The organism is Escherichia sp. WS1152 (genome assembly GCF_046487665.1).
In the GTDB taxonomy this organism is placed as follows: Bacteria; Pseudomonadota; Gammaproteobacteria; order Enterobacterales; family Enterobacteriaceae; genus Escherichia; species Escherichia coli.
The window spans coordinates 49,238-73,914 of record NZ_JBJQJA010000015.1; the positions used below are offsets into that span (position 1 = coordinate 49,238).

Below are 24,677 nucleotides of genomic sequence, written 5' to 3' on the forward strand. Positions count from 1 at the left end.
AAAGATGCGCTACATACAAGTGTAGCACCGTTTATTCTCTGTAAATTCCTTATTACGACGGCGTGAAACGCCTGTCAGGATCCACTGCCAGACCTCATTTTACGGTTTGCGCAGGCGTCTACGTTTCACCACAACACTGACATCACTCTGGCAAGGATGTTAGGATGGACCACGGATGATAATGACGGTAACAAGCATGTTAGACAATGTTTTAAGAATTGCCACACGCCAAAGCCCACTTGCACTCTGGCAGGCACACTATGTCAAAGACAAGTTGATGGCGAGCCATCCGGGCCTGGTCGTTGAACTGGTACCGATGGTGACGCGCGGCGATGTGATTCTTGATACGCCGCTGGCGAAAGTCGGCGGAAAAGGCTTATTTGTAAAAGAGCTGGAAGTCGCGCTCCTCGAAAATCGCGCCGATATCGCCGTACATTCAATGAAAGATGTGCCGGTTGAATTCCCGCAAGGTCTGGGGCTGGTCACTATTTGCGAGCGTGAAGATCCTCGCGATGCCTTTGTGTCCAATAACTATGACAGTCTGGATGCGTTACCGGCAGGCAGTATCGTCGGGACGTCCAGTTTACGTCGCCAGTGCCAACTGGCTGAACGCCGCCCGGATCTGATTATCCGCTCCCTGCGCGGCAACGTCGGCACTCGCCTGAGCAAACTGGATAACGGCGAATACGATGCCATCATTCTTGCCGTAGCCGGACTAAAACGTTTAGGTCTGGAGTCACGTATTCGCGCCGCGTTGCCACCCGAGATTTCTCTTCCGGCGGTAGGACAAGGTGCGGTGGGTATTGAATGCCGCCTTGATGATTCACGCACTCGCGAGCTGCTTGCCGCGCTGAATCACCACGAAACTGCACTGCGCGTTACCGCAGAACGCGCCATGAATACCCGTCTCGAAGGCGGATGTCAGGTGCCAATTGGTAGCTACGCCGAGCTTATTGATGGCGAAATCTGGCTGCGTGCGCTGGTCGGCGCGCCGGACGGCTCGCAGATTATTCGCGGTGAACGCCGCGGTGCGCCGCAAGATGCCGAACAAATGGGGATTTCGCTGGCAGAAGAGCTACTGAATAACGGCGCGCGCGAGATCCTCGCTGAAGTCTATAACGGAGACGCCCCGGCATGAGTATCCTGGTCACCCGCCCATCTCCCGCTGGAGAAGAGTTAGTGAGCCGTCTGCGCACACTGGGGCAGGTGGCCTGGCATTTTCCGCTGATTGAGTTTTCTCCGGGTCGACAATTACCGCAACTTGCTGATCAACTGGCAGCGCTGGGGGAGAGCGATCTGTTGTTTGCCCTCTCGCAACACGCGGTTGCTTTTGCCCAATCACAGCTGCATCAGCAAGATCGTAAATGGCCCCGACTACCTACTTATTTCGCCATTGGACGCACCACCGCACTGGCGCTACATACCGTAAGCGGACAGAAGATTCTCTACCCACAGGATCGGGAAATCAGCGAAGTCTTGCTACAATTACCTGAATTACAAAATATTGCGGGCAAACGTGCGCTGATATTACGTGGCAATGGAGGTCGTGAGCTAATTGGGGATACCCTGACGGCGCGCGGTGCTGAGGTCACTTTTTGTGAATGTTATCAACGATGCGCAATCCATTACGATGGTGCAGAAGAAGCGATGCGCTGGCAATCCCGCGAGGTGACGACGGTCGTTGTTACCAGCGGTGAAATGTTGCAGCAACTCTGGTCGCTGATCCCACAATGGTATCGTGAGCACTGGTTACTACACTGTCGACTATTGGTCGTCAGTGAGCGTTTGGCGAAACTCGCCCGGGAACTGGGCTGGCAAGACATTAAGGTCGCCGATAACGCTGACAACGATGCGCTTTTACGGGCATTACAATAACTCTCATAACAGGAAGCCATAATGACGGAACAAGAAAAAACCTCCGCCGTGGTTGAAGAGACCAGGGAGGCCGTGGACACCACGTCACAACCTGTCGCAACAGAAAAAAAGAGTAAGAACAATACCGCATTGATTCTCAGCGCGGTGGCTATCGCTATTGCTCTGGCGGCGGGCGTCGGTTTGTATGGCTGGGGTAAACAACAGGCCGTCAATCAGACCGCCACCAGCGATGCCCTGGCTAACCAACTGACGGCATTGCAAAAAGCCCAGGAGAGCCAAAAAGCCGAGCTGGAAGGCATTATTAAGCAACAAGCTGCACAGCTTAAGCAGGCGAATCGTCAGCAAGAAACGCTGGCAAAACAGTTGGATGAAGTCCAACAAAAGGTCGCCACCATTTCCGGCAGCGATGCTAAAACCTGGCTGCTGGCTCAGGCCGATTTTCTGGTGAAACTCGCCGGACGGAAGCTGTGGAGCGATCAGGACGTCACGACCGCTGCAGCGTTGCTGAAAAGTGCAGATGCCAGCCTGGCGGATATGAATGACCCGAGTCTGATTACCGTTCGTCGGGCAATTACCGATGATATCGCCAGCCTTTCTGCAGTTTCGCAGGTGGATTATGACGGCATCATCCTTAAGCTTAATCAGCTTTCAAATCAGGTAGATAACCTGCGTCTGGCCGATAATGACAGCGATGGTTCGCCGATGGATTCCGACGGTGAAGAGCTTTCCAGTTCTATCAGCGAATGGCGTATCAATCTGCAAAAAAGCTGGCAGAACTTTATGGACAACTTCATTACGATTCGCCGTCGTGATGACACCGCCGTACCGCTGTTAGCGCCAAATCAGGATATCTATCTGCGCGAAAATATTCGCTCTCGCCTGCTGGTCGCAGCACAAGCTGTACCGCGTCATCAGGAAGAGACTTATCGCCAGGCGCTGGAGAACGTCTCCACCTGGGTACGTGCTTACTACGATACTGATGATGCCACCACCAAAGCATTCCTCGACGAGGTGGACCAGTTAAGCCAGCAAAATATCTCGATGGATCTTCCGGAAACCCTGCAAAGCCAGGCGATGCTGGAAAAACTGATGCAGACTCGCGTGGGTAACCTGCTGGCACAACCGGCAGCGGAGACAACGGAAGCTAAACCTGCACCTGCACCTGCACCTGCACCTGCACCTGCACCTGCACCTGCACCTGCACCTGCACCGCAAGCTGATACTCCGGCAGCCGCGCCGCAAGGAGAATAACCATGCTAAAAGTGTTATTGCTCTTTGTGTTGCTGATTGCGGGGATCGTGGTTGGCCCGATGATTGCCGGTCATCAGGGTTATGTGCTGATCCAGACCGACAACTACAATATCGAAACCAGCGTCACGGGCCTGGCGATCATATTGATTCTGGCGATGGTAGTGCTGTTTGCCATTGAGTGGCTACTGCGGCGGATCTTCCGCACTGGCGCACACACCCGTGGGTGGTTTGTCGGGCGTAAGCGTCGCCGTGCACGTAAGCAGACCGAACAGGCGCTGCTGAAACTGGCGGAAGGCGATTATCAGCAAGTTGAAAAGCTGATGGCGAAAAATGCCGATCACGCTGAACAACCGGTGGTGAACTATCTACTGGCTGCCGAAGCCGCGCAACAACGTGGTGATGAAGCGCGCGCCAACCAACATCTGGAACGCGCAGCGGAGCTGGCCGGCAATGACACCATTCCGGTAGAAATCACCCGTGTACGTCTGCAACTGGCCCGTAATGAAAACCATGCTGCACGCCACGGCGTGGATAAGCTGCTGGAAGTTACGCCACGCCATCCGGAAGTATTACGTCTGGCGGAACAGGCGTATATCCGCACAGGTGCATGGAGTTCGCTGCTGGATATTATCCCATCAATGGCGAAAGCCCATGTTGGTGATGAAGAACATCGTGCAATGCTGGAACAACAGGCATGGATTGGCCTGATGGATCAGGCGCGTGCCGATAACGGTAGCGAAGGTTTGCGTAACTGGTGGAAAAACCAAAGCCGGAAAACGCGTCATCAGGTAGCGTTGCAGGTGGCAATGGCGGAACATCTTATTGAATGTGACGATCATGATACTGCCCAGCAAATTATCATCGACGGCCTGAAACGCCAGTATGACGATCGCCTACTGCTGCCGATCCCGCGTCTGAAAACCAATAACCCTGAACAGCTTGAAAAAGTGCTGCGCCAGCAAATCAAAAACGTCGGCGATCGCCCGCTGTTGTGGAGCACACTGGGTCAGTCACTGATGAAGCACGGCGAATGGCAGGAAGCATCGCTCGCCTTCCGCGCAGCGCTGAAACAACGTCCGGACGCCTACGATTACGCATGGCTTGCCGACGCGCTGGACAGACTGCACAAACCAGAAGAAGCTGCAGCGATGCGTCGCGACGGTTTGATGTTAACGTTGCAGAACAACCCACCACAGTAGTTCCTTCTCACCCGGAGGCAAGCACCTCCGGGGCCTTCCTGACACATAAAAAAACGCCTGCTCTTACTACGGAGCAGGCGTTAAAACAGGTCTGTATGACAACAAGTGGGTGCTTCACTCAACGTTGTGTCCATGGTGTCTGATGAGGCATAAGCGACATCTGTCAGTGGACGATAAGCACCGTAAACGGCTCTGCGTCATTCCGGAGTTTATGAGGCACTAAGGCGAACATAAGAGATGGAATGAGCATCTACTCGTTTATTATGCCACAGAGAATCGGGAAATAACATCCCTTAACACTTGTTATGAGATAATTCTGTAATCCTCTTTGCTTCCTGAGTAATAACTTCCTGAGTGAATATTTAACCTGAGCTTGATCCTACACATACTTATTATGAATGATAAAATTCATTCAATTAATAACACATATATTAATTGCCGTTAAAACTAAAAACAGCATCAATAATCAACGCGATATAATAAACCTGCCTTACATATCAACTGTGACAGAGGTAGCATTGAAAATGCTCTCCTGATTTTCTAATTCATTTTCTGGATAAATAAATAATTTATTTTTATCACTATTATTTATGTAATCATCCTGTCAGGGAGAGGGATCTCAATTATCAATGCTTAATTACGTCATCATTTTGTTGACATGAAACCGGAGCATTTTGCATGGAATTTTCGTTTTCACCCAAACTTCTTGTTGTTGCTGTCGCCGCCGCTCTTCCTCTCATGGCCAGCGCAGCAGATACCCCGTCAACTGCCACCGCACGCAAAGGCTTTGCCGGATACGATCACCCAAACCAGTATCTGGTTAAACCGGCGACCACTATTGCCGACAACATGATGCCAGTAATGCAGCATCCGTCGCAGGATAAAGAAACCCAGCAGAAGCTGGCAGAACTTGAGAAAAAAACCGGTAAGAAACCGAATGTGGTTGTTTTCTTGCTGGACGATGTGGGCTGGATGGACGTCGGTTTTAACGGTGGCGGCGTGGCGGTAGGTAACCCTACACCAGATATCGACGCCGTTGCCAGCCAGGGGCTGATTTTAACTTCGGCGTATTCTCAACCAAGCTCTTCCCCAACCCGCGCCACTATTCTCACCGGACAATACTCCATCCACCACGGCATTCTGATGCCGCCAATGTATGGGCAACCGGGCGGGCTGCAAGGGTTAACCACGCTGCCGCAACTGCTGCACGATCAGGGCTACGTCACCCAGGCCATCGGGAAATGGCATATGGGGGAAAACAAAGAGTCGCAGCCGCAGAACGTTGGCTTTGATGATTTCCGTGGCTTTAACTCGGTGTCTGATATGTACACCGAATGGCGCGATGTTCACGTAAACCCGGAAGTGGCCCTGAGTCCGGACCGTTCTGAATACATCAAGCAATTACCATTTAGCAAAGATGACGTTCATGCGGTGCGCGGCGGCGAACAACAGGCCATTGCCGACATTACGCCGAAATATATGGAAGATCTGGATCAACGCTGGATGGAATATGGCGTTAAGTTCCTCGACAAGATGGCGAAGAGTGATAAGCCTTTCTTCCTCTATTATGGCACTCGCGGCTGTCACTTCGATAACTACCCGAACGCCAAATATGCGGGTAGCTCTCCGGCACGCACCTCGTATGGCGACTGCATGGTGGAAATGAACGATGTGTTCGCTAATCTGTATAAAGCACTGGAGAAAAACGGTCAGCTTGATAACACGCTGATTGTCTTTACCTCCGATAACGGACCGGAAGCCGAAGTACCGCCGCACGGACGCACACCGTTCCGTGGTGCGAAAGGATCTACCTGGGAAGGCGGCGTTCGCGTTCCGACTTTCGTGTACTGGAAAGGGATGATCCAACCGCGTAAATCTGACGGTATTGTCGATCTGGCAGATCTCTTCCCTACCGCGCTGGATCTGGCAGGGCATCCTGGCGCGAAAGTGGCGAATTTAGTGCCGAAAACCACCTTTATCGATGGTGTGGACCAGACATCTTTCTTCCTGGGAACAAATGGTCAGTCTAACCGTAAGGCCGAGCACTACTTCCTCAACGGTAAACTCGCTGCTGTGCGTATGGATGAATTCAAGTATCACGTCCTGATTCAGCAACCTTACGCTTATACCCAGAGCGGATATCAGGGTGGATTCACCGGCACAGTAATGCAAACGGCGGGATCGTCGGTGTTTAACCTGTACACCGATCCGCAGGAAAGCGACTCCATTGGCGTGCGCCATATTCCGATGGGTGTACCGCTACAGACCGAAATGCACGCGTATATGGAGATCCTGAAAAAATATCCACCACGCGCGCAGATTAAATCTGATTAAGCCGGCGCTATCGCTGAGATCTGCCTTTGCCGGATGCGATGCTGACGCATCTTATCCAGCCTACAGAACGCTGCAATTTATTGAATTTGCACGATCATGTAGGCCGGATAAGGCGTTTACGCCGCATCCGGCAATCAACCGCAGGTGGCCACAAAATGGCCGCTTTTTTACTTACTCACCACCAGCAAATGCGCATGCATAATGTCGCTGGCCGGACGACCGTGCGCCAGCAAATCAGCCATAGCTTTAAGATATGGCGGTAGATGGCGGAAATAACGCTGATATCCGGCACACAAATAATTCAGCCCCGGTTTACCGCTAGCATCGAGCATGAAGCGGTGTTTCGGGCAGCCTCCCCAGCACGCTTTTAACACGTTACAACTGCGACACTGCGCCGGTAACTGCTTAAATTTATCTTCACCAAACACCTGCTGTTGTGGGGAATCGATCATTTCTGCAATTGTTTGCTGGTGCATATTCCCCAGTCGATATTGCGGATAAACATAGTGATCGCAGGCGTAAACGTCGCCGTTGTGCTCAACAATCACCGAGCGCCCACAGGTTGGCTGATGATGGCAAACCGCACCCGGCGCACCGACAAAATTGGCAAACGCCCATTCGATATTCATCACGAAAATCTTGCCGACGTCGCGTTTAATCCAGTGGTCGAATATCGCCACCAGAAATTCACCGAACTCCTCGGGGCGCACCGACCATTCCGTTAGCTCACCCTGAATATCACCAGGCGCATGCAATTTCAGTCCTTCGCGGGCAGCCGTTTCATCAGCCAGGCGCTCGACCACCGGAATAAACTGGATGAATTCCACTCCCGCATCGCACAAAAAATCATATACCTGCAACGGTTGCTGCGCGCTGGTGCGATTAACGCAGACCAGCACGTTATAGTCGACATGATGTTTTTGCAGCAGCGTCAGGGCACGCATCACCAGCTTATGCGTTGGTCTGCCGCCTTTGGTCACGCGATATTGATTGTGGATCTCAGCCGGACCATCCAGCGATAACCCAACAAGAAAATGATTTTCTGCCAGAAATGCACACCATTCGTCATCGAGCAGCACGCCGTTAGTCTGGAAGCTGTTACTTATCTTCCTGCCAGCACCATATTTCGCCTGTAGCGCTACGGCACGGCGGTAAAACTCCAGCCCGAGTAACGTTGGTTCGCCGCCCTGCCAGGTAAAAGCCACTTCGTTTTGCGGTTCGCTGGCAGCGATATAGTGACGGACATACGCTTCCAGCGTGTCATCGTCCATATGCGTGACTGGCTTTTCGCGGTAAAGGGATTGTTTTTCGAGATAAAAACAGTAGTCACAGTTCAGATTACAATCGGAACCGCTCGGTTTCGCCATCACATGAAAAGCACGCGTTGGAACCTGTTGCAGCATGGTCGCTCCTTGCCTGAAGTCATCCTTCAATACGTTAAGGGCGAAATCATACCGTGGGGCAATGAGTTATTACGGGCGTTTATTGCGAAGGGAGGGTGACGAAATGCACAGAAAACAAAAAACCCCGCCGAAGCGGGGTTCAAAATTGGTCGGCGAGAGAGGATTCGAACCTCCGACCCACTGGTCCCAAACCAGTTGCGCTACCAAGCTGCGCTACTCGCCGAAATACTGCTTTTTGAATTTTTAGTTCAATTCTTTAAAGTCGTGGTGCGAGGGGGGGGACTTGAACCCCCACGTCCGTAAGGACACTAACACCTGAAGCTAGCGCGTCTACCAATTCCGCCACCTTCGCATTGTCACAACTTCTAATAATGGGGTGGCTAATGGGATTCGAACCCACGACAACTGGAATCACAATCCAGGGCTCTACCAACTGAGCTATAGCCACCACTACAAATCTTGTTACGCGGTATTACTACCACCGCAGCTCAAGCGCCGGGACTAAATGGCGCGCCCGACAGGATTCGAACCTGAGACCTCTGCCTCCGGAGGGCAGCGCTCTATCCAGCTGAGCTACGGGCGCTTAGCGCCGTTGCGGGGGTGGATAATACGGACTTCCCACCCCTCTGTCTAGTCCCTTTTTAAATAAATTGCGCATTTGGTTACGGTTTGTGCGTTTTGCTGCTTATTCCTCCAGTTTATGCGCTTTCCCGTGGCGATTAAGGCCAAAAACTTTATAAATCGCCGTCACCGCCAGCATAAAGATGATGCCAACAAACAGCGACATACGCGTATCTTCATTAAAGTACATGCCGATCAAAACGCAAATCAGGAATGCCATTGTTACGTAGTTGGCCCACGGGAACAGGATTGAGCGGAACGGATGGCTGGCAATCGCCGCTTTATGTGCACGCCGAAAACGCAGCTGGCTTATCAATATCACAAACCATGGCACCATCCCCGGAAGCACGCTGGCACTGTAGACGTAGACAAACACACGCTGCGGATTGGGAATGATGTAGTTCAGGCATGAGCCAATTAGCAGAATAGCAATAGATACTGCCACACCCGCAACTGGTACGCCGTGACGGGAAACTTTCGCCATCGCCGCCGGTAACTGACGGTTTTTCGCCAGTGCGTAGAGCATACGTCCGCAACTGTACATGCCGCTGTTACAGCCAGAGAGCGCAGCCGTCAGCACCACAAAGTTGATAATGCCCGCCGCTGCGGTAATACCGATTTTGGCAAAAGTCAGTACGAACGGGCTGCCGTTGCTGCCAATTTCATTCCACGGGAAGATGGTGACGATAACGAAAATCGCGCCTACGTAGAAAATCAGGATCCGCCACAGCACTTTGCCTACGGCACTGCGCAGCGTCACCTGCGGATTCTTCGCTTCACCGGCAGTAATGCCAATCAGCTCCACGCCCTGGTAGGACGCCACCACAATACACAGCGCGGTCAGGAACCCTTTCCAGCCACCCGCAAAGAAACCGCCATGCTCTGTGAGATTGCTAAAACCAATCGACTGCCCGCCATTGCCAAAGCCAAAGAAAATCACGCCCAGGCCAATGACAATCATCACGATAATCGTGGTGACTTTGATCATCGCGAACCAGAACTCGATTTCGCCGTACAACCGCACCGCCGCCAGATTCGCCAACGCCACCAGCGCCACTGCGATCAATGCGGGTATCCACTGCGCCATCTCCGGGAACCAGAACTGGACATAAACGCCAATGGCGGTGATTTCTGAGATCCCCACGGCCATCCACATAAACCAGTAAGACCAGGCGGTGAGATAACCAAAGAACGGGCTCATATAACGATGCGCATAAACGGCGAACGAACCGGTAACCGGTTCGAGGAACAACATTTCGCCCATTGAACGCATGATGAAAAAGACGAATAGCCCGGCGATGATATAGGCCAACAATACGGATGGCCCGGCCCATTTCAAGGTACTGGCGGCCCCCATAAACAGGCCGACGCCAATGGTGCCCCCCAGGGCGATGAGTTCGATATGTCGAGCTTCCAGCCCACGCTGTAGCTCTGGTTTGTTATCTGCCATAAATCCTCGTGTTGTGTTTGCATGCTTTCCGGTGTTACCGGTTATCGTTATGGGTACATCGAGTGTTGCGAATGTTTTCGTAATTCAGGAGAAATGGCAAATAAAGCATTAAAAATTTGAATGCTTTGTGTAATAAAAAAGCAGACAGGCGACGGAGTGACCACTCCGTCGCTTTACAAAGAGAGGAAAATCAGAGGTTGCCGGTGTAGTGCCAGCGTAAATAACGCAGCAAACGAAGCTGACGCTTAATGCGGCTCGGCTGCGAAAGCAGGCGGTAGAGCCACTCCAGTCCCAGCGTTTGCCAGATTTTCGGTGCGCGTTTTACGTGACCGGTGAAAACATCGTAAGTCCCGCCAACGCCCATATACAGCGCATCTGGATGCACCAGACGGCAGTCGCGCATGAAGATCTCCTGCTTTGGCGATCCCATCGCAACGGTGACGATTTGCGCTCCGCTGGCATGAATGCGTTCAAACAGCGCCTGACGCTGCTCGGGTTTAAAATAACCATCCTGACTGCCAACGATATTCACATTCCATTGGTTGCGCAGTTTAGCTTCAGTTTGCGCCAGCACTTCAGGTTTACCGCCCACAAGAAATACCGGCGTCCCTTCTTTGCCTGCGCGCGCCATCAGCTCTTCCCAGAGATCGGCACCGGCAACGCGGGAAACCTGCGCCTGCGGGTACTTTTTACGTACTGAACGTACAACGCTGATGCCATCCGCATATTTAAATTCGGCAGCGTTAATTAACTCCCTGACCTCGGCGTTATCTTCAATAGTCAGCATTTTTTCAGCATTAATGGCAACCAGCGTTCCCTGCTTAAGCTGCCCGTCAGCAAACAGATAATCGAGGGCGTGCTGCATATCACGCCAACCAATCAACTGTAAGCCACGCAGCGTATAGGTTGGTGCCGTGGTGTTGTTATTCATTGTTATCCTTCAACCTGCGTCCGGAGCGATGATTTTGTACGTTTATGAATGAGTCCGGCGCTTTCAAAAAGCCAGTACAACAGTTTTGCGATCATCAGACATGCGCCGAAGACCACGATAAAAAAGACTACGCGTGAGACAAACGAATCCAGCCCTTCACGTGCCAGCACGATCATATTGAAGATCGCCCCAAAGCAGAAACTGTGCAATATCGCAGCCTTATAGCGATTAGTCTCGCGGTTGCCCAGCTCATACAGCCAGTCGAACCATTTGATGATCAGTCCAACCACAATCGCCCCGAGTGGGATGAACAACGCGCCGCCCATCACCACCAGTGAGCCTATAAGCGTAGGCGAGATCGCCAGTCCGGAGTGGTTATTCAGCACTTCCCAGGTAAAGTAGTTGGCTGAGTTCAGCACCATACTCGGGCGACCCGGCCACAGCCAGGAAGGGATAAAGACATAGAAATCGCGGACAATTGGAGCCAGGCCCTGGAAGTCGATGTTGTCGTAGTTCTGCAACAGCAACGCCAGATTCTCCCATGGCGAGAAGGTGTCGCGAGTGAGATAGAGAAACGTATAGAACGCTTCATCACCGCTCACATTCATTCCATAGCGTTTTAGCGCCAGCCAGAACATGCCCACAATCCCCAGCACGCCCGCCGCCGCCAGCATCCACAACGAAATCCAGCCGCGAATAATGCCAATAAACAGGAAGATAGCGAATGCGATGATGATATTGGCGCGAGTGCCGCCGACAATCATATAAGTCAGCAAGCCAAAGGCGACCGTGCTGACGAGGAAAAACAGCCACGCTTTGCTATCCTGGCGCAGAAAGTAGACCACCAGCATCGCCGGGATGAAAAAGTAAAAGAAGCGTTTTAACGCCACGCCGGAGACTTCACTGGAGAAGATCTGACTGTAGGAGTTAAGCCGGAACAGCAAAAAGCCGTTGTGCATGAAGAAGATGCCGACGCTTACCAGCGCGATGCCCATCAGGATCACCCACGTAAGATTGGTCTCCACGCGGTTCATGGTAAACAGCGGACGGCGCGGTACATCAGCAACGCGTTTGCGTAGGCGGGTTTTGTAGGTGACATAGTAAACCGCGTAGAAGCAGCCCGCAGAAAGCAACGCCTGCAACAAGATTTCTGGCGGCGCGACACCAACATCAAAGCGAAATACCAGCACGCTGGTCAGCGGGAAGCCGAAGAAAAAGGTGAGCAAAAACAGCAATGAAAAGAAGACATTGAAGTTAAAGCGCACACGGCGAAACTCAAACCAGGTCAGCGTGGCAATAAACAGCGTGCAGAGCAGCCAGACCACAAACAGGCCACTGAATTGCAGCAGACTCATGCGCCCTCCCCGGCGGCAATCGCCAACGCCCGCTGCCAGCCTTGTAGATAGTTAGGGCTAAAGAAGGCAATGGTGTTTTTATCCACCGACGCCAACTGGCGCTGCGCTTCACGCACAATATCCTCGTTGAGATCGTCGGTAGTAAACAGCACTGGCAAATGCTGTTCCGTCATATCCTGCCAGAACGGATTTTCCCGGTTAAGCACACAAGGAATGCCCGCCTGAATCAGTAAGCACAGCGTACCAATGCCCTGCTGGCGAGCAAAAATAAAGTAACCAAGATCGCACTGACGAAGTAGCGCCAGATAGGCGTCAAATTCCAGTTTTTCGCTCAAAATTTGCAGATTTTCTTCGCTGAATAACTCCAGCCCCGCCTGACGAACTTCCTCAATGTACGCTTCGTTATTAGGCGGATATCCCATCGGCACCACCACTTTTACCGTATCGCCAAATTGCTGATGAACGGCGCACAAGGCAGCAATATGGTCATTGCTGCGGTCACCGGAGTTCCCCACCAGAATGGTCATTTTCCCTTCACGTTGCCGATCGTTCGCCATCGTATTGAGAGAAGGGTCCATCCGCGTCGGGAAGTACAGCAGTTCGCCCCGCACCTTTGGATGCGTTTTGGCAAAAAAGCTCAAATCGCCGCGGGTGGCAAATACACAGCCGACTCGCTTTTGCGCCAGGCGACGTAGTGGGTAAAAAAGCTTATATCTCAAGCCACTGGAAAGCTCATACAGGTCTGCCCCCCAGATATGCCAGAAAAACTGGCTGGGCTTAATGCCACCACTCAGCAGAGCCAGCCACAGTGTGGGATTGAACTGACCGTGGAAGAAAAAACGCTGCTGACGGTTAGCTTTTGCTTTCGCGATGACCGCTTCCGCCAGCGATTTTTTCCCAGGGAAAAATTGCACAGAAAGCGCCGGACAGCTATCACTTAAGCCGTCGTCCTTGCCAACAACCATAAACTCGCGCGCGTGCTCGCTCGTCGCAGCCAGCGCGTCATTGAAAAACCGCAAAACGGTTCGGTTATGGTGAGGGATATCCGATCCCAGTACGTGAATCAGTACAGTCATGCCCGCCTACGCCAGAGTAAAAACACGCCACAACAAAGAGAAAAATAGACGATATAAGTTGCCATATATGCCTGCGCCGCGCCCAGTGCACCATGCGCAGGGATTAGCCAGTGGGCAAATACCATCAATAAAGTGAACTGGCTGACTTCCGCCAGAATATAAAACCGCAGTGACGCTTTGGCGATCACCAGATAACCAAAGACATAAGCGCCCACTTTTAACACATCACCCACTAACTGCCAGGCAAAGAGATCGCGCATAGCGGTAAATTTATTCGACAACAGCAGCCAGATAGCAAAATCACGCAGCAGCCAGACGGTAAAACTCGCCGCCGCCACTGCCGGTAAGACGAATTTCAGCGATTTAACCACTTCCCGGGTGATATCGCGCTTTTCCGTTAGCCGCGACAACGTGGGCAGCAAATATACGCTGAACGATGCCGTAATAAATTGCAGGTAGGCATCGGAAATACTGCTCACCCCTTGCCAGATCCCCACTTCATCCCAGCTATACTGCGCCGCGAGCAGTTTACGCATCATGATGTAAGCAACAGGCAAGGTCACCGACGTAATCAACGCCATGAGCGTAAATTTGCTCAACTGCCCTGCCAGACCGTTATCCCAGCTGGGTTTCAGATAGCTTAACGGGATGACACCACGTTTGATCAACATGATGGCGGCAGGAATCACCACCAGCGCGGGAATCAGCGCCAGACCCAGCAACGCCCCTTCATAACCGCCCAAACGGTAACTGACGTAGTACGCGAGAACGCCAATCAAGCTGCCGACAATCAGCGATAACGCATTACCTGCGGCATCGCGAAAGCCTTTCATCAGCGCCAGTAACAGGTTGCCCCAGGCGATCCCCATTTGCACCAGCGCCACTAAACGCACCAGCCCCTGATAGTCGGTATTACCAAACAATCCCTGGCTGATTGGCGCAGCTGCCAGCACAAAAACCAGCGCCATCAGCGTAGAGAAACCAAGTACCATCGCTGATGAAGTGCCGACCACGCGGCGCAGCTGTTGCGGATTATCATGGTACTGGGCAACGTATTTGGTTACACCGTTAAAGATGCCAGCCCCGGCAAGCACGCCGAGCACGGTAATCAACTGGCGGAAATTTGCCGCCAGCCCAAGCCCCGCCGGACCAAATGACACCGCCAGCAACTTACCGACCAGTAACCCGGCACCAATCTTGACCAGTGTACTGGCCGCCGTCCACAAGGACGCTTTTGCCAACGACATATCAGGAGAAGTAGTTCAACAAAGTCGCAATTACCGTACGCTGATTGACGGGCGACAGGTTGTAGAACAGCGGCAGGCGCAGCAGGCGCTCGCTCTCTTTGGTGGTGTAGCGATCTTCACCGTGGAACTCACCAAAGCGTTCCCCCGCAGGGCAACCGTGCAGCGGAATGTAATGGAACACCGCCATGATTTCCGCTTCTTTCAGAAAGTTAATCAACGCGCTCCGGTCATCAATATCCCGCAGTTTAATGTAGAACATATGCGCGTTCTGCACGCAGCCATCGGGAATCGACGGCAGCTCGATACGCCCGGCTTTCGCCAGAGGCGCTAACGCATCGTAGTAGTTTTGCCACAGCGCCAGACGTTGCTGGTTGATACGATCCGCTGCTTCCAGTTGCGCCCACAGGTACGCAGCTTGCAGATCGGACATCAAATAGCTGGAGCCAATATCGCGCCAGGTATATTTATCGACCTGACCACGGAAGAACTGGCTGCGGTTAGTGCCCTTTTCACGGATGATCTCGGCTCGTTCGATTAACGCTTTATCGTTAATCAGCGTCGCGCCGCCTTCACCACCCGCCGTATAGTTTTTGGTTTCATGGAAGCTAAAGCAGCCAATATGACCAATGGTTCCCAGTGCACGCCCTTTGTAAGTGGATATCACGCCCTGAGCGGCATCTTCTACCACAAACAGATTATGCTTTTTCGCCAACGCCATAATGGTGTCCATTTCGCAGGCCACACCCGCGTAATGGACCGGCACGATAACGCGCGTTTTGTCGGTGATCGCCGCTTCAATCAGCGTTTCGTCGATGTTCATGGTGTCCGGGCGAACATCCACAAAAACGATTTTTGCGCCACGCAGCACAAAGGCATTGGCGGTGGAGACAAAGGTGTAGCTCGGCATGATCACTTCATCGCCAGGCTGGATATCGAGCAGCAGCGCCGCCATCTCCAGCGAAGCGGTGCAGGACGGCGTCAGTAACACTTTGGCGCTGCCAAAACGTTGCTCCAGCCACTGCTGGCAGCGACGGGTAAAACCGCCATCGCCACACAGTTTGCCGCTACCCATTGCCGACTGCATATAGTCGAGTTCGGTTCCCACCACCGGCGGTGCGTTAAATGGAATCATGTGATCACCTGTATAACCAGTACGCGGTGCTTTCTACATTCGCACCACTTTGTATGTATCGTTTAAGCGCGGCGGTGTTGCCCATTTGGGTCGCCACCCGCAAAGTTGTTTTACCGCGAGCATACGCCCAGTTTAGCGCCGTTTGCATCAGCTCAGCACCTACACCGCGTCCAGCCAGCAGGCCAATTCGCGCATCTGTCGCATTGAGTTCCCGTAAAGAGACATAACCGCGAATACCGCCGGACGCCGCACGTAAAATCAGACATTGATGATCAAAGGTGCCGCGCACGGCATTTTCAATCCACTGTGCATAAAAGCGTCTGCTGGCGTCAGGCGCATACCACGGCGCACGAAAACGGCTTTGCGCAAATGCGGCGCTGGCTAACTGACGTAATGCGGGAATATCGGTCTCTTGTGCCACTACAGCACCACTATCACTGACATTGTTCACGGGTAGTGCCAAATCAACTTCACCTTCTACCAGGGAGAATCCCAGCTGTTGCAGGGCATCCAGTTCACCCGTATTTGATGCCGCAATTTTGGCCTGCACCCGTGACCACGGCGCTAACACGTCTGGCGTCAGGAGCGGTGCTTCAGACGTAATGCGCACGATGGCGCTGTTAACACCAAAGAAGGCGTTTTCCCAGGTTAGTGGCTCAATACTGGCGCGGACGGGCACGAAGTAACTCCAGCAGATATTGGCCGTAGCCAGTTTTCGCTAATGAACTGGCAGCACGCTTCACACCCTCGTCATCGAGCCAGCCGTTACGCCAGGCGATCTCTTCCAGGCAGGCAATCTTAAAGCCCTGGCGTTTTTCTACTGTCTGCACAAAGGTACTGGCTTCAATCAGGCTGTCGTGAGTGCCAGTGTCCAGCCAGGCAAATCCGCGCCCGAGCAGTTCAACGGTCAGGTTGCCCGCCTCGAGGTACATCTGGTTGATGGAGGTAATCTCCAGTTCACCACGCTCCGACGGCTTCACCTGCTTTGCGTACTCCACGACTTTACTGTCGTAGAAATAAAGCCCGGTCACCGCCCAGTTTGACTTCGGCTGTTTTGGCTTTTCTTCCAGCGAGATAGCGCGGAAATTGTCGTCAAACTCCACCACGCCAAAGCGTTCCGGGTCCATCACCTGATAGCCAAATACCGTCGCCCCTTCCGTGCGCGCCGCAACATGACGCAGCTTCGGACTGAAGCCCTGACCGAAGAAGATGTTATCGCCCAGCACCAGACAAGAAGGTTCACCGTTGAGGAAGGTTTCACCGATGATAAAGGCCTGCGCCAGACCGTCCGGGCTGGGCTGTTCGGCGTATTCCAGCTGGATACCGAACTCACTACCATCGCCCAGCAGGCGCTGGAAATAACCTTTATCTTCCGGCGTAGTGATGATGAGAATTTCGCGGATACCGGCCAACATCAGCACCGACAGCGGATAGTAAATCATTGGCTTATCGTAAATCGGCAACAGTTGCTTCGATACGCCGCGCGTAATCGGATGCAATCGGGTGCCGGAACCGCCCGCCAGGATAATACCTTTCATGTTTGCCTCCGCTGAAAATTAGCCTTTCAGACCTAAACGCTCGCCCTGATAGCTGCCGTCCTGCACCTGCTTCCACCAGCTTTCATTAGCCAGATACCACTGCACCGTTTTACGCATTCCACTTTCAAAGGTTTCCTGTGGCAGCCAACCAAGTTCACGGGCAATTTTCGAAGCATCAATGGCATAACGCAGATCATGCCCCGGACGGTCAGCGACAAAGGTGATCAAGTCACGATAGTGCGCCACGCCGTGCGGCTTGTTCGGAGCCAGTTCTTCCAGCAGCTCGCAAATGGTTTCCACAACATCGAGATTCTTACGCTCGTTGTGACCACCAATATTATAGGTTTCACCGACTTTCCCGGTGGTCGCCACGCAATACAGCGCGCGGGCGTGATCTTCCACATACAGCCAGTCACGGATTTGCTGCCCGTTGCCATATACCGGCAGCGGTTTACCCGCCAGCGCGTTGAGGATCATCAGCGGGATCAGTTTTTCCGGAAAGTGGTAAGGACCGTAGTTATTCGAGCAGTTGGTGATCAGCGTCGGCAGACCGTAGGTCCGCAGCCAGGCGCGCACCAGATGGTCGCTACTGGCTTTTGACGCGGAATAAGGGCTGCTCGGCGCATACGGCGTGGTTTCGGTGAAGAAATCATCCGTCGAGTGCAGGTCACCATATACTTCGTCGGTGGAGATATGATGAAAACGGAACGCTGATTTTTTATCTTCCGTCAGCGTATTCCAGTAAGCCCGCGCCGCTTCAAGCAATGTATAAGTCCCGACAATGTTGGTTTCAATAAACGCTGCCGGGCCGTCAATAGAACGGTCAACATGGCTTTCGGCTGCCAGATGCATGACACAGTCTGGCTGATGCTCAGTGAATACGCGTGCCAGTTCTGCCCGATCGCAGATATCAACTTTCTCAAAGGCAAAGCGCTCGCTTTGCGCGACCGGTGCCAGCGACATCAGGTTTCCGGCGTAGGTCAGCTTATCGACCACTACCACCGCGTCGCTCGTTTCGTTGATGATATAACGCACCAGCGCCGAGCCAATAAACCCGGCACCACCTGTTATCAGAATTTTTCTCATCAACGCCAGACTCCTTTGGCATCGACGACATACTGCTGATGGACATTGTCGCCATTGATAACTTTGAACTGACTATGATCGACCAGCATCACCAGCACGTCTGCCGTTGCCAGCGCCTCGTCAAGCTGCGCCAGAGTACAAAGCCCGGTCAGTTTTTTCGGCAACTGGTGGATGTTAGGCTCAACAACCAGAGTTTCGCCGCTATGCCACTGGGCGATCAGTTCAGCGATTTCCATCGCCGGGCTTTCGCGCAGGTCATCAATATTCGGTTTAAACGCCAGACCAAAGCAGGCGATTTTCAGTTCACTGGCGCGTTTATCGGTAGCAGCAAGGCAGTCGGCAACCGCCGCTTTCACCTGATCGATAACCCAGAACGGTTTGTGATCGTTAACTTCGCGCGCGGTACGGATAAGCCGCGCCTGCTGGGGGTTCTGTGCCACGATAAACCACGGATCAACAGCAATGCAGTGACCGCCCACGCCAGGGCCAGGCTGAAGAATATTAACGCGAGGGTGACGATTCGCCAGGCGAATCAGTTCCCAGACGTTAATCCCCTGATCGGCACAAATCAGCGACAATTCATTAGCAAAAGCGATATTCACATCGCGGAAGCTGTTTTCGGTGAGCTTACACATTTCCGCCGTCCGCGAGTTAGTGACGACACACTCACCTTCGAGGAAAATTTTGTACAGTTCGCTGGCGCGGGTCGAACAAACCGGCGTCATACCACCAATCACGCGATCGTTTTTAATCAGCTCGACCATAACCTGGCCCGGTAACACGCGTTCCGGGCAGTAAGCAATGTTGACGTCCGCCTGCTCGCCCACCTGCTGTGGGAAAGTGAGATCCGGACGCATCTCTGCTAACCATTCTGCCATCTTCTCGGTTGACCCCACCGGCGAGGTGGATTCAAGGATCACCAGCGCGCCTTTTTTCAGCACTGGCGCAATGGAGCGAGCAGCCGATTCAACGTAGGTCATATCTGGCTCATGATCGCCTTTAAACGGCGTGGGTACAGCAATCAGCCAGGCATCCGCTTCAACTGGCGTCGTGCTCGCTCGTAAAAAACCGCCTTCTACGGCAGTTTTTACTACGCTCGCCAAATCAGGCTCGACGATATGGATTTCGCCACGATTGATGGTATCAACCGCGTGTTGGTTGATATCGACACCAATCACCTGTTTTTGCCGTGAGGCAAACGCTGCTGCTGTAGGCAGCCCGATGTAACCCAGTCCGATAACAGAAATGGTCGCAAAACTCATAGTGATATCCGATTATTTTTTAACGCTTCCAGAATGCGAGAGCATGCCTGACCATCACCATACGGGTTATGGGCGCGGCTCATAGTTTGATATTCGTTTTCGTCTTTTAAAAGACGCGTCACTTCCTCGACAATTCGCTGCTTATCCGTGCCTACCAGACGCACCGTACCCGCCGTCACCGCTTCCGGACGCTCAGTGGTATCGCGCATCACCAGCACCGGTTTCCCCAGCGAAGGCGCTTCTTCCTGAATGCCGCCTGAGTCGGTCAAAATCAGCCAGGCGTGGTTCATCAGCCAGACAAACGGTAAATACTCCTGGGGATTGATCAGAATGACATTTTTCACATGCCCCAGAATGCGATTGACCGGCTCTCTGACGTTCGGGTTGAGATGCACCGGATAGACAATCTGGATGTCCTGGTGCGTGGTGGCGATGTCTGCCAGCGCGTGGCAGATTTCTTCAAAGCCACGACCGAAACTTTCACGCCTGTGACCGGTCACCAGAATCATCTTTTTATCGGGGTCGATAAACGGGTAATTTGCCGCCAGTTCTGAACGCAGCGTGTCGCTGCTCATCACCTGATCACGCACCCATAACAGTGCATCAATGACTGTATTACCAGTAATGAAGATTCGGCTATCCGCAACGTTTTCACGCAGCAAGTTTTGCCGGGAAGTTTCGGTTGGAGAGAAGTGATACATCGCCAGATGCCCGGTCAATGTACGGTTAGCCTCTTCCGGCCACGGCGAATAGAGATCGCCCGTGCGTAAACCAGCCTCAACGTGACCAACAGGAATACGCTGATAAAACGCCGCCAGGCTGGTTGCCAGCGTCGTTGTTGTGTCGCCGTGAACCAGCACGACGTCTGGTTTGAACTCGGCAAGAATAGGTTTTAGCCCTTCCAGAATCCGACAGGTTATCTCTGTCAGGCCCTGTCCTGGCTGCATTATGTTGAGATCGTAGTCAGGTACAATGGAAAAGAGTTTCAGCACCTGATCGAGCATCTCCCGATGCTGCGCAGTGACGCAAACTTTAGCCTCAAAAAAAGGATCTTTTGCCAACGCATGCACCAACGGAGCCATCTTGATGGCTTCCGGGCGCGTACCAAATACAGTCAGTACTTTCACATCGATTCTCTTCGAATAAGCGGCGAGCGCCTTTGCGCTCGCAGCAGCAGTGTTGCTATTTCGAGCAACGGCGGGTTAATGCGACACCAGCCCCGATCAGCCCCCCGACAATGCCCCACATAATCATCAGGAAGGCACGACGTGGGCTATCGCGTTTTACCGGTTCTTCCGGCGTACGCAAATAGCGATAGGTCTGAAAACGCGGATCCAGGGTTGGACCAACATTCAGGGTGTTTAACATGGCCCGATTCTGATCATAGTCGAGATCAAAGGCCGGACCGACGGCCTGTAAATTTTCCAGTCGAGCCTGGAGCATTGGACGCCCAAGCAGGAACATTTCTGAATCAGGTAATTCCTCGGCAGGCACATCTGTCGCACTGCGCGAAATATTATGCTGCTCAGCAATTTTCAGCGCCTGCTCAATGCTGTTCATCCGGCGGTCGTAGATGGCTTTCGCCACCTCTTCCTGACGCTTCACCTGAGCTTTCATCTGGATGGTGCGTGCCGCCCATGCGCCTTTCAGCTCATCATTCAGATGGCTGGCTGCACGCTGGCTGGCAAAAGCAACATACTGACGTAACAGGTTATTAGCGTCAGGCGCGGTTTCGGCAATAAGCTTCACGCTGTCATTGACCGCGCGGGTAAAGTCTCCGGGGATAAACTGGATGTTGTTAATCATTTCATCCAGCAACGCCGCATCGGCTTTGCTGTTGCCCACCATCCGCTGCTTGTAATAGTCGGTTTGCAGCCAGAACTCTCTGCGGGTATCCCACGAGGCCAGTTGCATAACAAACTCTTTATAGGCTTCGTCCATGACCGATGGTTGGTCGGCAGAAGCCATGTTTGAACGGGCATCCAGGTTACGCAAAAATTGCTGCTGCGAGTAATATCCCCCCAGCATATTCACCGTTGGACGATCGGTAATCGCCGTCGCGCTCCACTCTTGTCGAGCAAAAAAAGTATACGCCAGCGCGATTAACGCAAACGCCAGCCCCATGCCAATAATCCATAGCTTCCCAGCCCACAAGGTACGAAACAACCCACGAATATCCAGTTCATTTTCAGCGTCTTCGGCCGGTTTCCCAGGCATTGGTTGTGTCATCACATCCTCATTTATTTGGTTAAATTGGGGCTGCCACCACGATTTCTACGCAGTCTGCGTTTTACGCGCTTAATAAAGCGAGCAACTTTCCAGGCACGCTTAATGCAATATCCATAGAGGAAGAATGCTAGCAAAAAGAGCACCAGCATGACCCACTCCGGGACAAAATGAGAATATTCTGCCAGCACGCCAATGGAAGCGAGCAGTGCTGCGGCAAGGGTAATCAGCACAAACGCCTGACGGGAAGTAAACCCGGCACGCATGATCAAATGGTGAATATGCTGACGGTCAGGAGAGAATGGGCTCATGCCTTTACGCAGGCGACGGTACATAATCGCCACCATATCCATTAGCGGAATGGCGATTATCCACAAAGCGGTAACCGGGCTGATGGGATGGGTTTTGCCCTGGGTCGTTTCGAGCAGGATCCAGATAACGGTAAAACCAATCAGCGTACTGCCCGCATCACCCATAAAGACTTTGTAGCGGCGACCCAGGATACCAAGGTTAAGCATGATGTATGGCAGGATGGCGGCGATCATCGCAAAGCACCAGATTGCGAGGCTGGTTTGCCCGTCGAACCACAAAATCATACCGATTGCTGCAAACGAGACGCAGGACAACCCGCCCAGCAAGCCATCAATGCCATCAACCATGTTGAACGCATTAATGGCCGCCCAGACGGCAAATAGCGTCAGGAAGTAACCAAACGGTCCGAGCACCATCTCCCAGGAGCCAAAGATATAACCCAGGCTACTGAGATAAAGGTTGCCAAACACCATCATAACAATGCCAACAGCGGCCTGTATGGTGGCACGGATTTTTACGCTGATATCAAAACGGTCATCCAGCGCGCCAATGAAAACAAGCACACCGGCACAAGCGAGATAGAGAGATGCATGCGGAATATAGTAATCGACAATTCCGAACGTGAAGCAAATCCCTGCGTAAACCGAAATACCCCCAACGAGTGGTATCAACCCCTGGTGACGTTTGCGGAAGTTTGGTTTATCCACTAAACCGACTTTTTTTGCCACCTTACGGGCAAAAAACAGAAACAGTGTCGTGAATAAAAAAATACTGATGAGATCAGTACTCACTGTCAGTAAATTCACAATGCATGCTCTCAGAGAAAATTATTAGCAGAAGTATAACCACGAAGACCTTTATTCAGAAGGGAAAGTCCGTTCCGAACCCACCAGTCCTGTGCAAAAATTAACCATTTGATATGCAAATTGCATAACATGCCAGCAAATTCCAGGAATTTTCCTAACATCGCCAGCGCGGCATTAAGATTACAGATATAAAAGCAAAACGCCACGTAAACACGTGGCGTTTTTGGCATAAGACAAATTTATGAGCGTTTCATCATTTCGAAGAAATCGTCATTGGTCTTGGTCATTGCCAGTTTATTAATGAGGAATTCCATTGCATCGATTTCGCCCATCGGGTGAATGATTTTGCGCAGGATCCACATTTTCTGCAGTTCTTCCTGAGTCGTGAGCAGCTCTTCTTTACGGGTACCGGAACGGTTGTAGTCGATAGCCGGGAAGACGCGTTTTTCAGCGATCTTACGAGAGAGGTGCAGTTCCATGTTGCCTGTACCTTTAAACTCTTCGTAGATAACTTCGTCCATTTTAGAACCGGTATCGATAAGCGCCGTCGCGATAATGGTCAGGCTGCCGCCCTCTTCCACGTTACGCGCCGCACCAAAGAAGCGTTTCGGACGATGAAGGGCATTGGCGTCCACACCACCGGTCAACACTTTACCTGACGCCGGAACAACGGTGTTGTAAGCGCGCGCCAGACGAGTGATGGAGTCGAGCAGAATGATAACGTCTTTCTTGTGCTCAACCAGGCGTTTCGCCTTCTCGATCACCATTTCCGCAACCTGAACGTGGCGAGATGCGGGTTCGTCAAAGGTAGAAGCAACAACTTCACCTTTTACCAGACGCTGCATCTCGGTTACTTCTTCCGGACGTTCGTCGATCAGCAGAACCATCAGCACACAATCCGGGTGGTTGTAAGCAATGCTCTGAGCAATGTTCTGCAGCAGCATGGTTTTACCGGCTTTCGGCGGTGCCACAATCAGACCACGCTGACCACGACCGATAGGTGATGCCAGATCCAGTACGCGAGCAGTTAAATCTTCAGTAGAACCGTTACCACGTTCCATACGCAGACGAGAGTTTGCGTGCAGCGGGGTTAAGTTCTCAAAGAGGATTTTGTTGCGGGCGTTTTCAGGTTTGTCGAAGTTAACTTCGTTAACTTTCAGCAGCGCAAAATAGCGTTCACCTTCTTTCGGCGGGCGAATCTTACCAGAGATGGTATCACCAGTGCGGAGGTTGAAACGGCGGATTTGGCTAGGGGAAACGTAGATGTCATCAGGACCGGCGAGGTAGGAGCTGTCTGCGGAACGGAGGAAACCAAATCCATCCTGCAATATCTCCAGTACGCCATCACCAAAGATATCTTCGCCACTCTTTGCGTGCTGCTTCAGGATGGCAAAAATAATGTCCTGCTTACGCATACGAGCCAGGTTTTCCAGCCCCATATTTTCGCCGAGAGTGATCAGCTCAGAAACCGGCGTATTCTTTAATTCGGTAAGATTCATAGTGGTGTGAGTTCTTAAACTTGGGGTAAATCTCGAACTTAATGTTGTGAATGGTATGGCAGGATCATCCATGC

The 24,677-nt window shown here is 52.4% G+C and carries 20 protein-coding genes and 4 tRNA genes; 5 read left to right on the forward strand and 19 right to left on the reverse strand.

What is annotated here, in order from left to right; genetic code table 11:
* The first annotated feature begins 196 nt into the window (after positions 1 to 196).
* From hemC to aslA, 5 genes are all read left to right on the forward strand, one after another.
* Positions 197 to 1,138 (forward strand): hydroxymethylbilane synthase, encoded by a 942-nt coding sequence (gene hemC, locus ACJHW7_RS19505; protein WP_001338644.1) that lies wholly within the window; start codon positions 197 to 199, stop codon positions 1,136 to 1,138.
* The gene (gene hemD, locus ACJHW7_RS19510; RefSeq protein WP_000026074.1) at positions 1,135 to 1,875 is read left to right on the forward strand and encodes a uroporphyrinogen-III synthase; all 741 of its coding nucleotides are present in this window, start codon (positions 1,135 to 1,137) and stop codon (positions 1,873 to 1,875) included. Before hemC ends, hemD begins: the two co-directional genes overlap by 4 nt.
* Before the next feature lie 21 nt (positions 1,876 to 1,896).
* Entirely contained in the window at positions 1,897 to 3,126 is a 1,230-nt protein-coding gene (gene hemX, locus ACJHW7_RS19515; RefSeq protein WP_040235107.1) for a uroporphyrinogen-III C-methyltransferase, read from the forward strand.
* A gap of 2 nt (positions 3,127 to 3,128) precedes the next feature.
* Positions 3,129 to 4,325 (forward strand): protoheme IX biogenesis protein HemY, encoded by a 1,197-nt coding sequence (gene hemY / locus ACJHW7_RS19520; RefSeq protein ID WP_000921791.1) that lies wholly within the window; start codon positions 3,129 to 3,131, stop codon positions 4,323 to 4,325.
* Positions 4,326 to 5,003: 678 nt separating this feature from the next.
* Entirely contained in the window at positions 5,004 to 6,659 is a 1,656-nt protein-coding gene (gene aslA / locus ACJHW7_RS19525) for an arylsulfatase AslA (RefSeq protein ID WP_021557366.1), read from the forward strand.
* Between the two features lie 167 nt (positions 6,660 to 6,826).
* Here aslA and ACJHW7_RS19530 read toward each other — a convergent pair whose 3' ends face one another.
* From ACJHW7_RS19530 to rho, 19 genes are all read right to left on the reverse strand, one after another.
* Positions 6,827 to 8,062, reverse strand: coding sequence for an anaerobic sulfatase maturase (locus ACJHW7_RS19530; protein WP_000941536.1), 1,236 nt, complete (start codon positions 8,060 to 8,062; stop codon positions 6,827 to 6,829).
* Positions 8,063 to 8,208: 146 nt separating this feature from the next.
* Positions 8,209 to 8,285 (reverse strand) — tRNA-Pro (locus tag ACJHW7_RS19535).
* A gap of 42 nt (positions 8,286 to 8,327) precedes the next feature.
* Positions 8,328 to 8,414, reverse strand: a tRNA-Leu gene (locus tag ACJHW7_RS19540).
* A 20-nt stretch (positions 8,415 to 8,434) separates the two neighbouring features.
* A tRNA-His gene (locus ACJHW7_RS19545) sits at positions 8,435 to 8,510 on the reverse strand.
* A gap of 58 nt (positions 8,511 to 8,568) precedes the next feature.
* Positions 8,569 to 8,645: transfer RNA gene (locus tag ACJHW7_RS19550), tRNA-Arg, on the reverse strand.
* Between the two features lie 102 nt (positions 8,646 to 8,747).
* A complete protein-coding gene (thrP, locus tag ACJHW7_RS19555) occupies positions 8,748 to 10,133 on the reverse strand; it encodes a bifunctional threonine/serine APC transporter ThrP (protein ID WP_000774731.1) in 1,386 nt (461 codons plus the stop codon).
* A gap of 190 nt (positions 10,134 to 10,323) precedes the next feature.
* Entirely contained in the window at positions 10,324 to 11,064 is a 741-nt protein-coding gene (gene wecG / locus ACJHW7_RS19560; protein ID WP_001064038.1) for a lipopolysaccharide N-acetylmannosaminouronosyltransferase, read from the reverse strand.
* 2 nt (positions 11,065 to 11,066) lie between these two features.
* Positions 11,067 to 12,419 (reverse strand): ECA oligosaccharide polymerase, encoded by a 1,353-nt coding sequence (wzyE, locus tag ACJHW7_RS19565; protein ID WP_000055132.1) that lies wholly within the window; start codon positions 12,417 to 12,419, stop codon positions 11,067 to 11,069.
* Positions 12,416 to 13,495 carry a TDP-N-acetylfucosamine:lipid II N-acetylfucosaminyltransferase gene (gene rffT, locus ACJHW7_RS19570; protein ID WP_000217239.1) on the reverse strand — a complete coding sequence of 360 codons (1,080 nt, stop codon included), beginning with the start codon at positions 13,493 to 13,495 and terminating at the stop codon, positions 12,416 to 12,418. The genes wzyE and rffT overlap by 4 nt, the downstream gene beginning before the upstream one ends.
* The gene (gene wzxE / locus ACJHW7_RS19575) at positions 13,492 to 14,742 is read right to left on the reverse strand and encodes a lipid III flippase WzxE (protein WP_000050265.1); all 1,251 of its coding nucleotides are present in this window, start codon (positions 14,740 to 14,742) and stop codon (positions 13,492 to 13,494) included. The genes rffT and wzxE overlap by 4 nt, the downstream gene beginning before the upstream one ends.
* Before the next feature lies 1 nt (position 14,743).
* Positions 14,744 to 15,874 carry a dTDP-4-amino-4,6-dideoxygalactose transaminase gene (gene rffA / locus ACJHW7_RS19580; RefSeq protein ID WP_000612036.1) on the reverse strand — a complete coding sequence of 377 codons (1,131 nt, stop codon included), beginning with the start codon at positions 15,872 to 15,874 and terminating at the stop codon, positions 14,744 to 14,746.
* A 4-nt stretch (positions 15,875 to 15,878) separates the two neighbouring features.
* On the reverse strand, positions 15,879 to 16,553 hold the full coding sequence (gene rffC / locus ACJHW7_RS19585; protein WP_001145196.1) for a dTDP-4-amino-4,6-dideoxy-D-galactose acyltransferase: 675 nt from the start codon (positions 16,551 to 16,553) through the stop codon (positions 15,879 to 15,881).
* On the reverse strand, positions 16,531 to 17,412 hold the full coding sequence (gene rfbA / locus ACJHW7_RS19590) for a glucose-1-phosphate thymidylyltransferase RfbA (protein WP_000676056.1): 882 nt from the start codon (positions 17,410 to 17,412) through the stop codon (positions 16,531 to 16,533). Before rfbA ends, rffC begins: the two co-directional genes overlap by 23 nt.
* An 18-nt stretch (positions 17,413 to 17,430) precedes the next feature.
* Positions 17,431 to 18,498 carry a dTDP-glucose 4,6-dehydratase gene (gene rffG, locus ACJHW7_RS19595; protein WP_001226604.1) on the reverse strand — a complete coding sequence of 356 codons (1,068 nt, stop codon included), beginning with the start codon at positions 18,496 to 18,498 and terminating at the stop codon, positions 17,431 to 17,433.
* Positions 18,498 to 19,760 (reverse strand): UDP-N-acetyl-D-mannosamine dehydrogenase, encoded by a 1,263-nt coding sequence (gene wecC, locus ACJHW7_RS19600; RefSeq protein WP_000006625.1) that lies wholly within the window; start codon positions 19,758 to 19,760, stop codon positions 18,498 to 18,500. Before wecC ends, rffG begins: the two co-directional genes overlap by 1 nt.
* Positions 19,757 to 20,887 carry a non-hydrolyzing UDP-N-acetylglucosamine 2-epimerase gene (gene wecB, locus ACJHW7_RS19605; RefSeq protein ID WP_000866673.1) on the reverse strand — a complete coding sequence of 377 codons (1,131 nt, stop codon included), beginning with the start codon at positions 20,885 to 20,887 and terminating at the stop codon, positions 19,757 to 19,759. Before wecB ends, wecC begins: the two co-directional genes overlap by 4 nt.
* Positions 20,888 to 20,942: 55 nt before the next feature.
* The gene (gene wzzE, locus ACJHW7_RS19610) at positions 20,943 to 21,989 is read right to left on the reverse strand and encodes an ECA polysaccharide chain length modulation protein (RefSeq protein ID WP_001299252.1); all 1,047 of its coding nucleotides are present in this window, start codon (positions 21,987 to 21,989) and stop codon (positions 20,943 to 20,945) included.
* Between the two features lie 11 nt (positions 21,990 to 22,000).
* A complete protein-coding gene (gene wecA, locus ACJHW7_RS19615; protein WP_001050971.1) occupies positions 22,001 to 23,104 on the reverse strand; it encodes a UDP-N-acetylglucosamine--undecaprenyl-phosphate N-acetylglucosaminephosphotransferase in 1,104 nt (367 codons plus the stop codon).
* Between the two features lie 239 nt (positions 23,105 to 23,343).
* Complete coding sequence (rho, locus tag ACJHW7_RS19620; protein ID WP_001054527.1) at positions 23,344 to 24,603, reverse strand: transcription termination factor Rho; 1,260 nt, start codon at positions 24,601 to 24,603, stop codon at positions 23,344 to 23,346.
* Positions 24,604 to 24,677 lie beyond the last annotated feature (74 nt).

What these genes read in the sequence shown, in the direction of transcription:
- wecC (WP_000006625.1), bottom strand. Translation starts at nt 19,760, where the DNA reads ATGAGTTTTGCGACCATTTCTGTTATCGGACTGGGTTACATCGGGCTG.
- rffG (WP_001226604.1), bottom strand. Translation starts at nt 18,498, where the DNA reads ATGAGAAAAATTCTGATAACAGGTGGTGCCGGGTTTATTGGCTCGGCG.
- ACJHW7_RS19530 (WP_000941536.1), bottom strand. Translation starts at nt 8,062, where the DNA reads ATGCTGCAACAGGTTCCAACGCGTGCTTTTCATGTGATGGCGAAACCG.
- aslA (WP_021557366.1), top strand. Translation starts at nt 5,004, where the DNA reads ATGGAATTTTCGTTTTCACCCAAACTTCTTGTTGTTGCTGTCGCCGCC.
- hemY (WP_000921791.1), top strand. Translation starts at nt 3,129, where the DNA reads ATGCTAAAAGTGTTATTGCTCTTTGTGTTGCTGATTGCGGGGATCGTG.
- wecG (WP_001064038.1), bottom strand. Translation starts at nt 11,064, where the DNA reads ATGAATAACAACACCACGGCACCAACCTATACGCTGCGTGGCTTACAG.
- rho (WP_001054527.1), bottom strand. Translation starts at nt 24,603, where the DNA reads ATGAATCTTACCGAATTAAAGAATACGCCGGTTTCTGAGCTGATCACT.
- wzyE (WP_000055132.1), bottom strand. Translation starts at nt 12,419, where the DNA reads ATGAGTCTGCTGCAATTCAGTGGCCTGTTTGTGGTCTGGCTGCTCTGC.
- hemX (WP_040235107.1), top strand. Translation starts at nt 1,897, where the DNA reads ATGACGGAACAAGAAAAAACCTCCGCCGTGGTTGAAGAGACCAGGGAG.
- thrP (WP_000774731.1), bottom strand. Translation starts at nt 10,133, where the DNA reads ATGGCAGATAACAAACCAGAGCTACAGCGTGGGCTGGAAGCTCGACAT.
- wzzE (WP_001299252.1), bottom strand. Translation starts at nt 21,989, where the DNA reads ATGACACAACCAATGCCTGGGAAACCGGCCGAAGACGCTGAAAATGAA.
- rffA (WP_000612036.1), bottom strand. Translation starts at nt 15,874, where the DNA reads ATGATTCCATTTAACGCACCGCCGGTGGTGGGAACCGAACTCGACTAT.
- hemC (WP_001338644.1), top strand. Translation starts at nt 197, where the DNA reads ATGTTAGACAATGTTTTAAGAATTGCCACACGCCAAAGCCCACTTGCA.
- rfbA (WP_000676056.1), bottom strand. Translation starts at nt 17,412, where the DNA reads ATGAAAGGTATTATCCTGGCGGGCGGTTCCGGCACCCGATTGCATCCG.
- wzxE (WP_000050265.1), bottom strand. Translation starts at nt 14,742, where the DNA reads ATGTCGTTGGCAAAAGCGTCCTTGTGGACGGCGGCCAGTACACTGGTC.
- rffT (WP_000217239.1), bottom strand. Translation starts at nt 13,495, where the DNA reads ATGACTGTACTGATTCACGTACTGGGATCGGATATCCCTCACCATAAC.
- hemD (WP_000026074.1), top strand. Translation starts at nt 1,135, where the DNA reads ATGAGTATCCTGGTCACCCGCCCATCTCCCGCTGGAGAAGAGTTAGTG.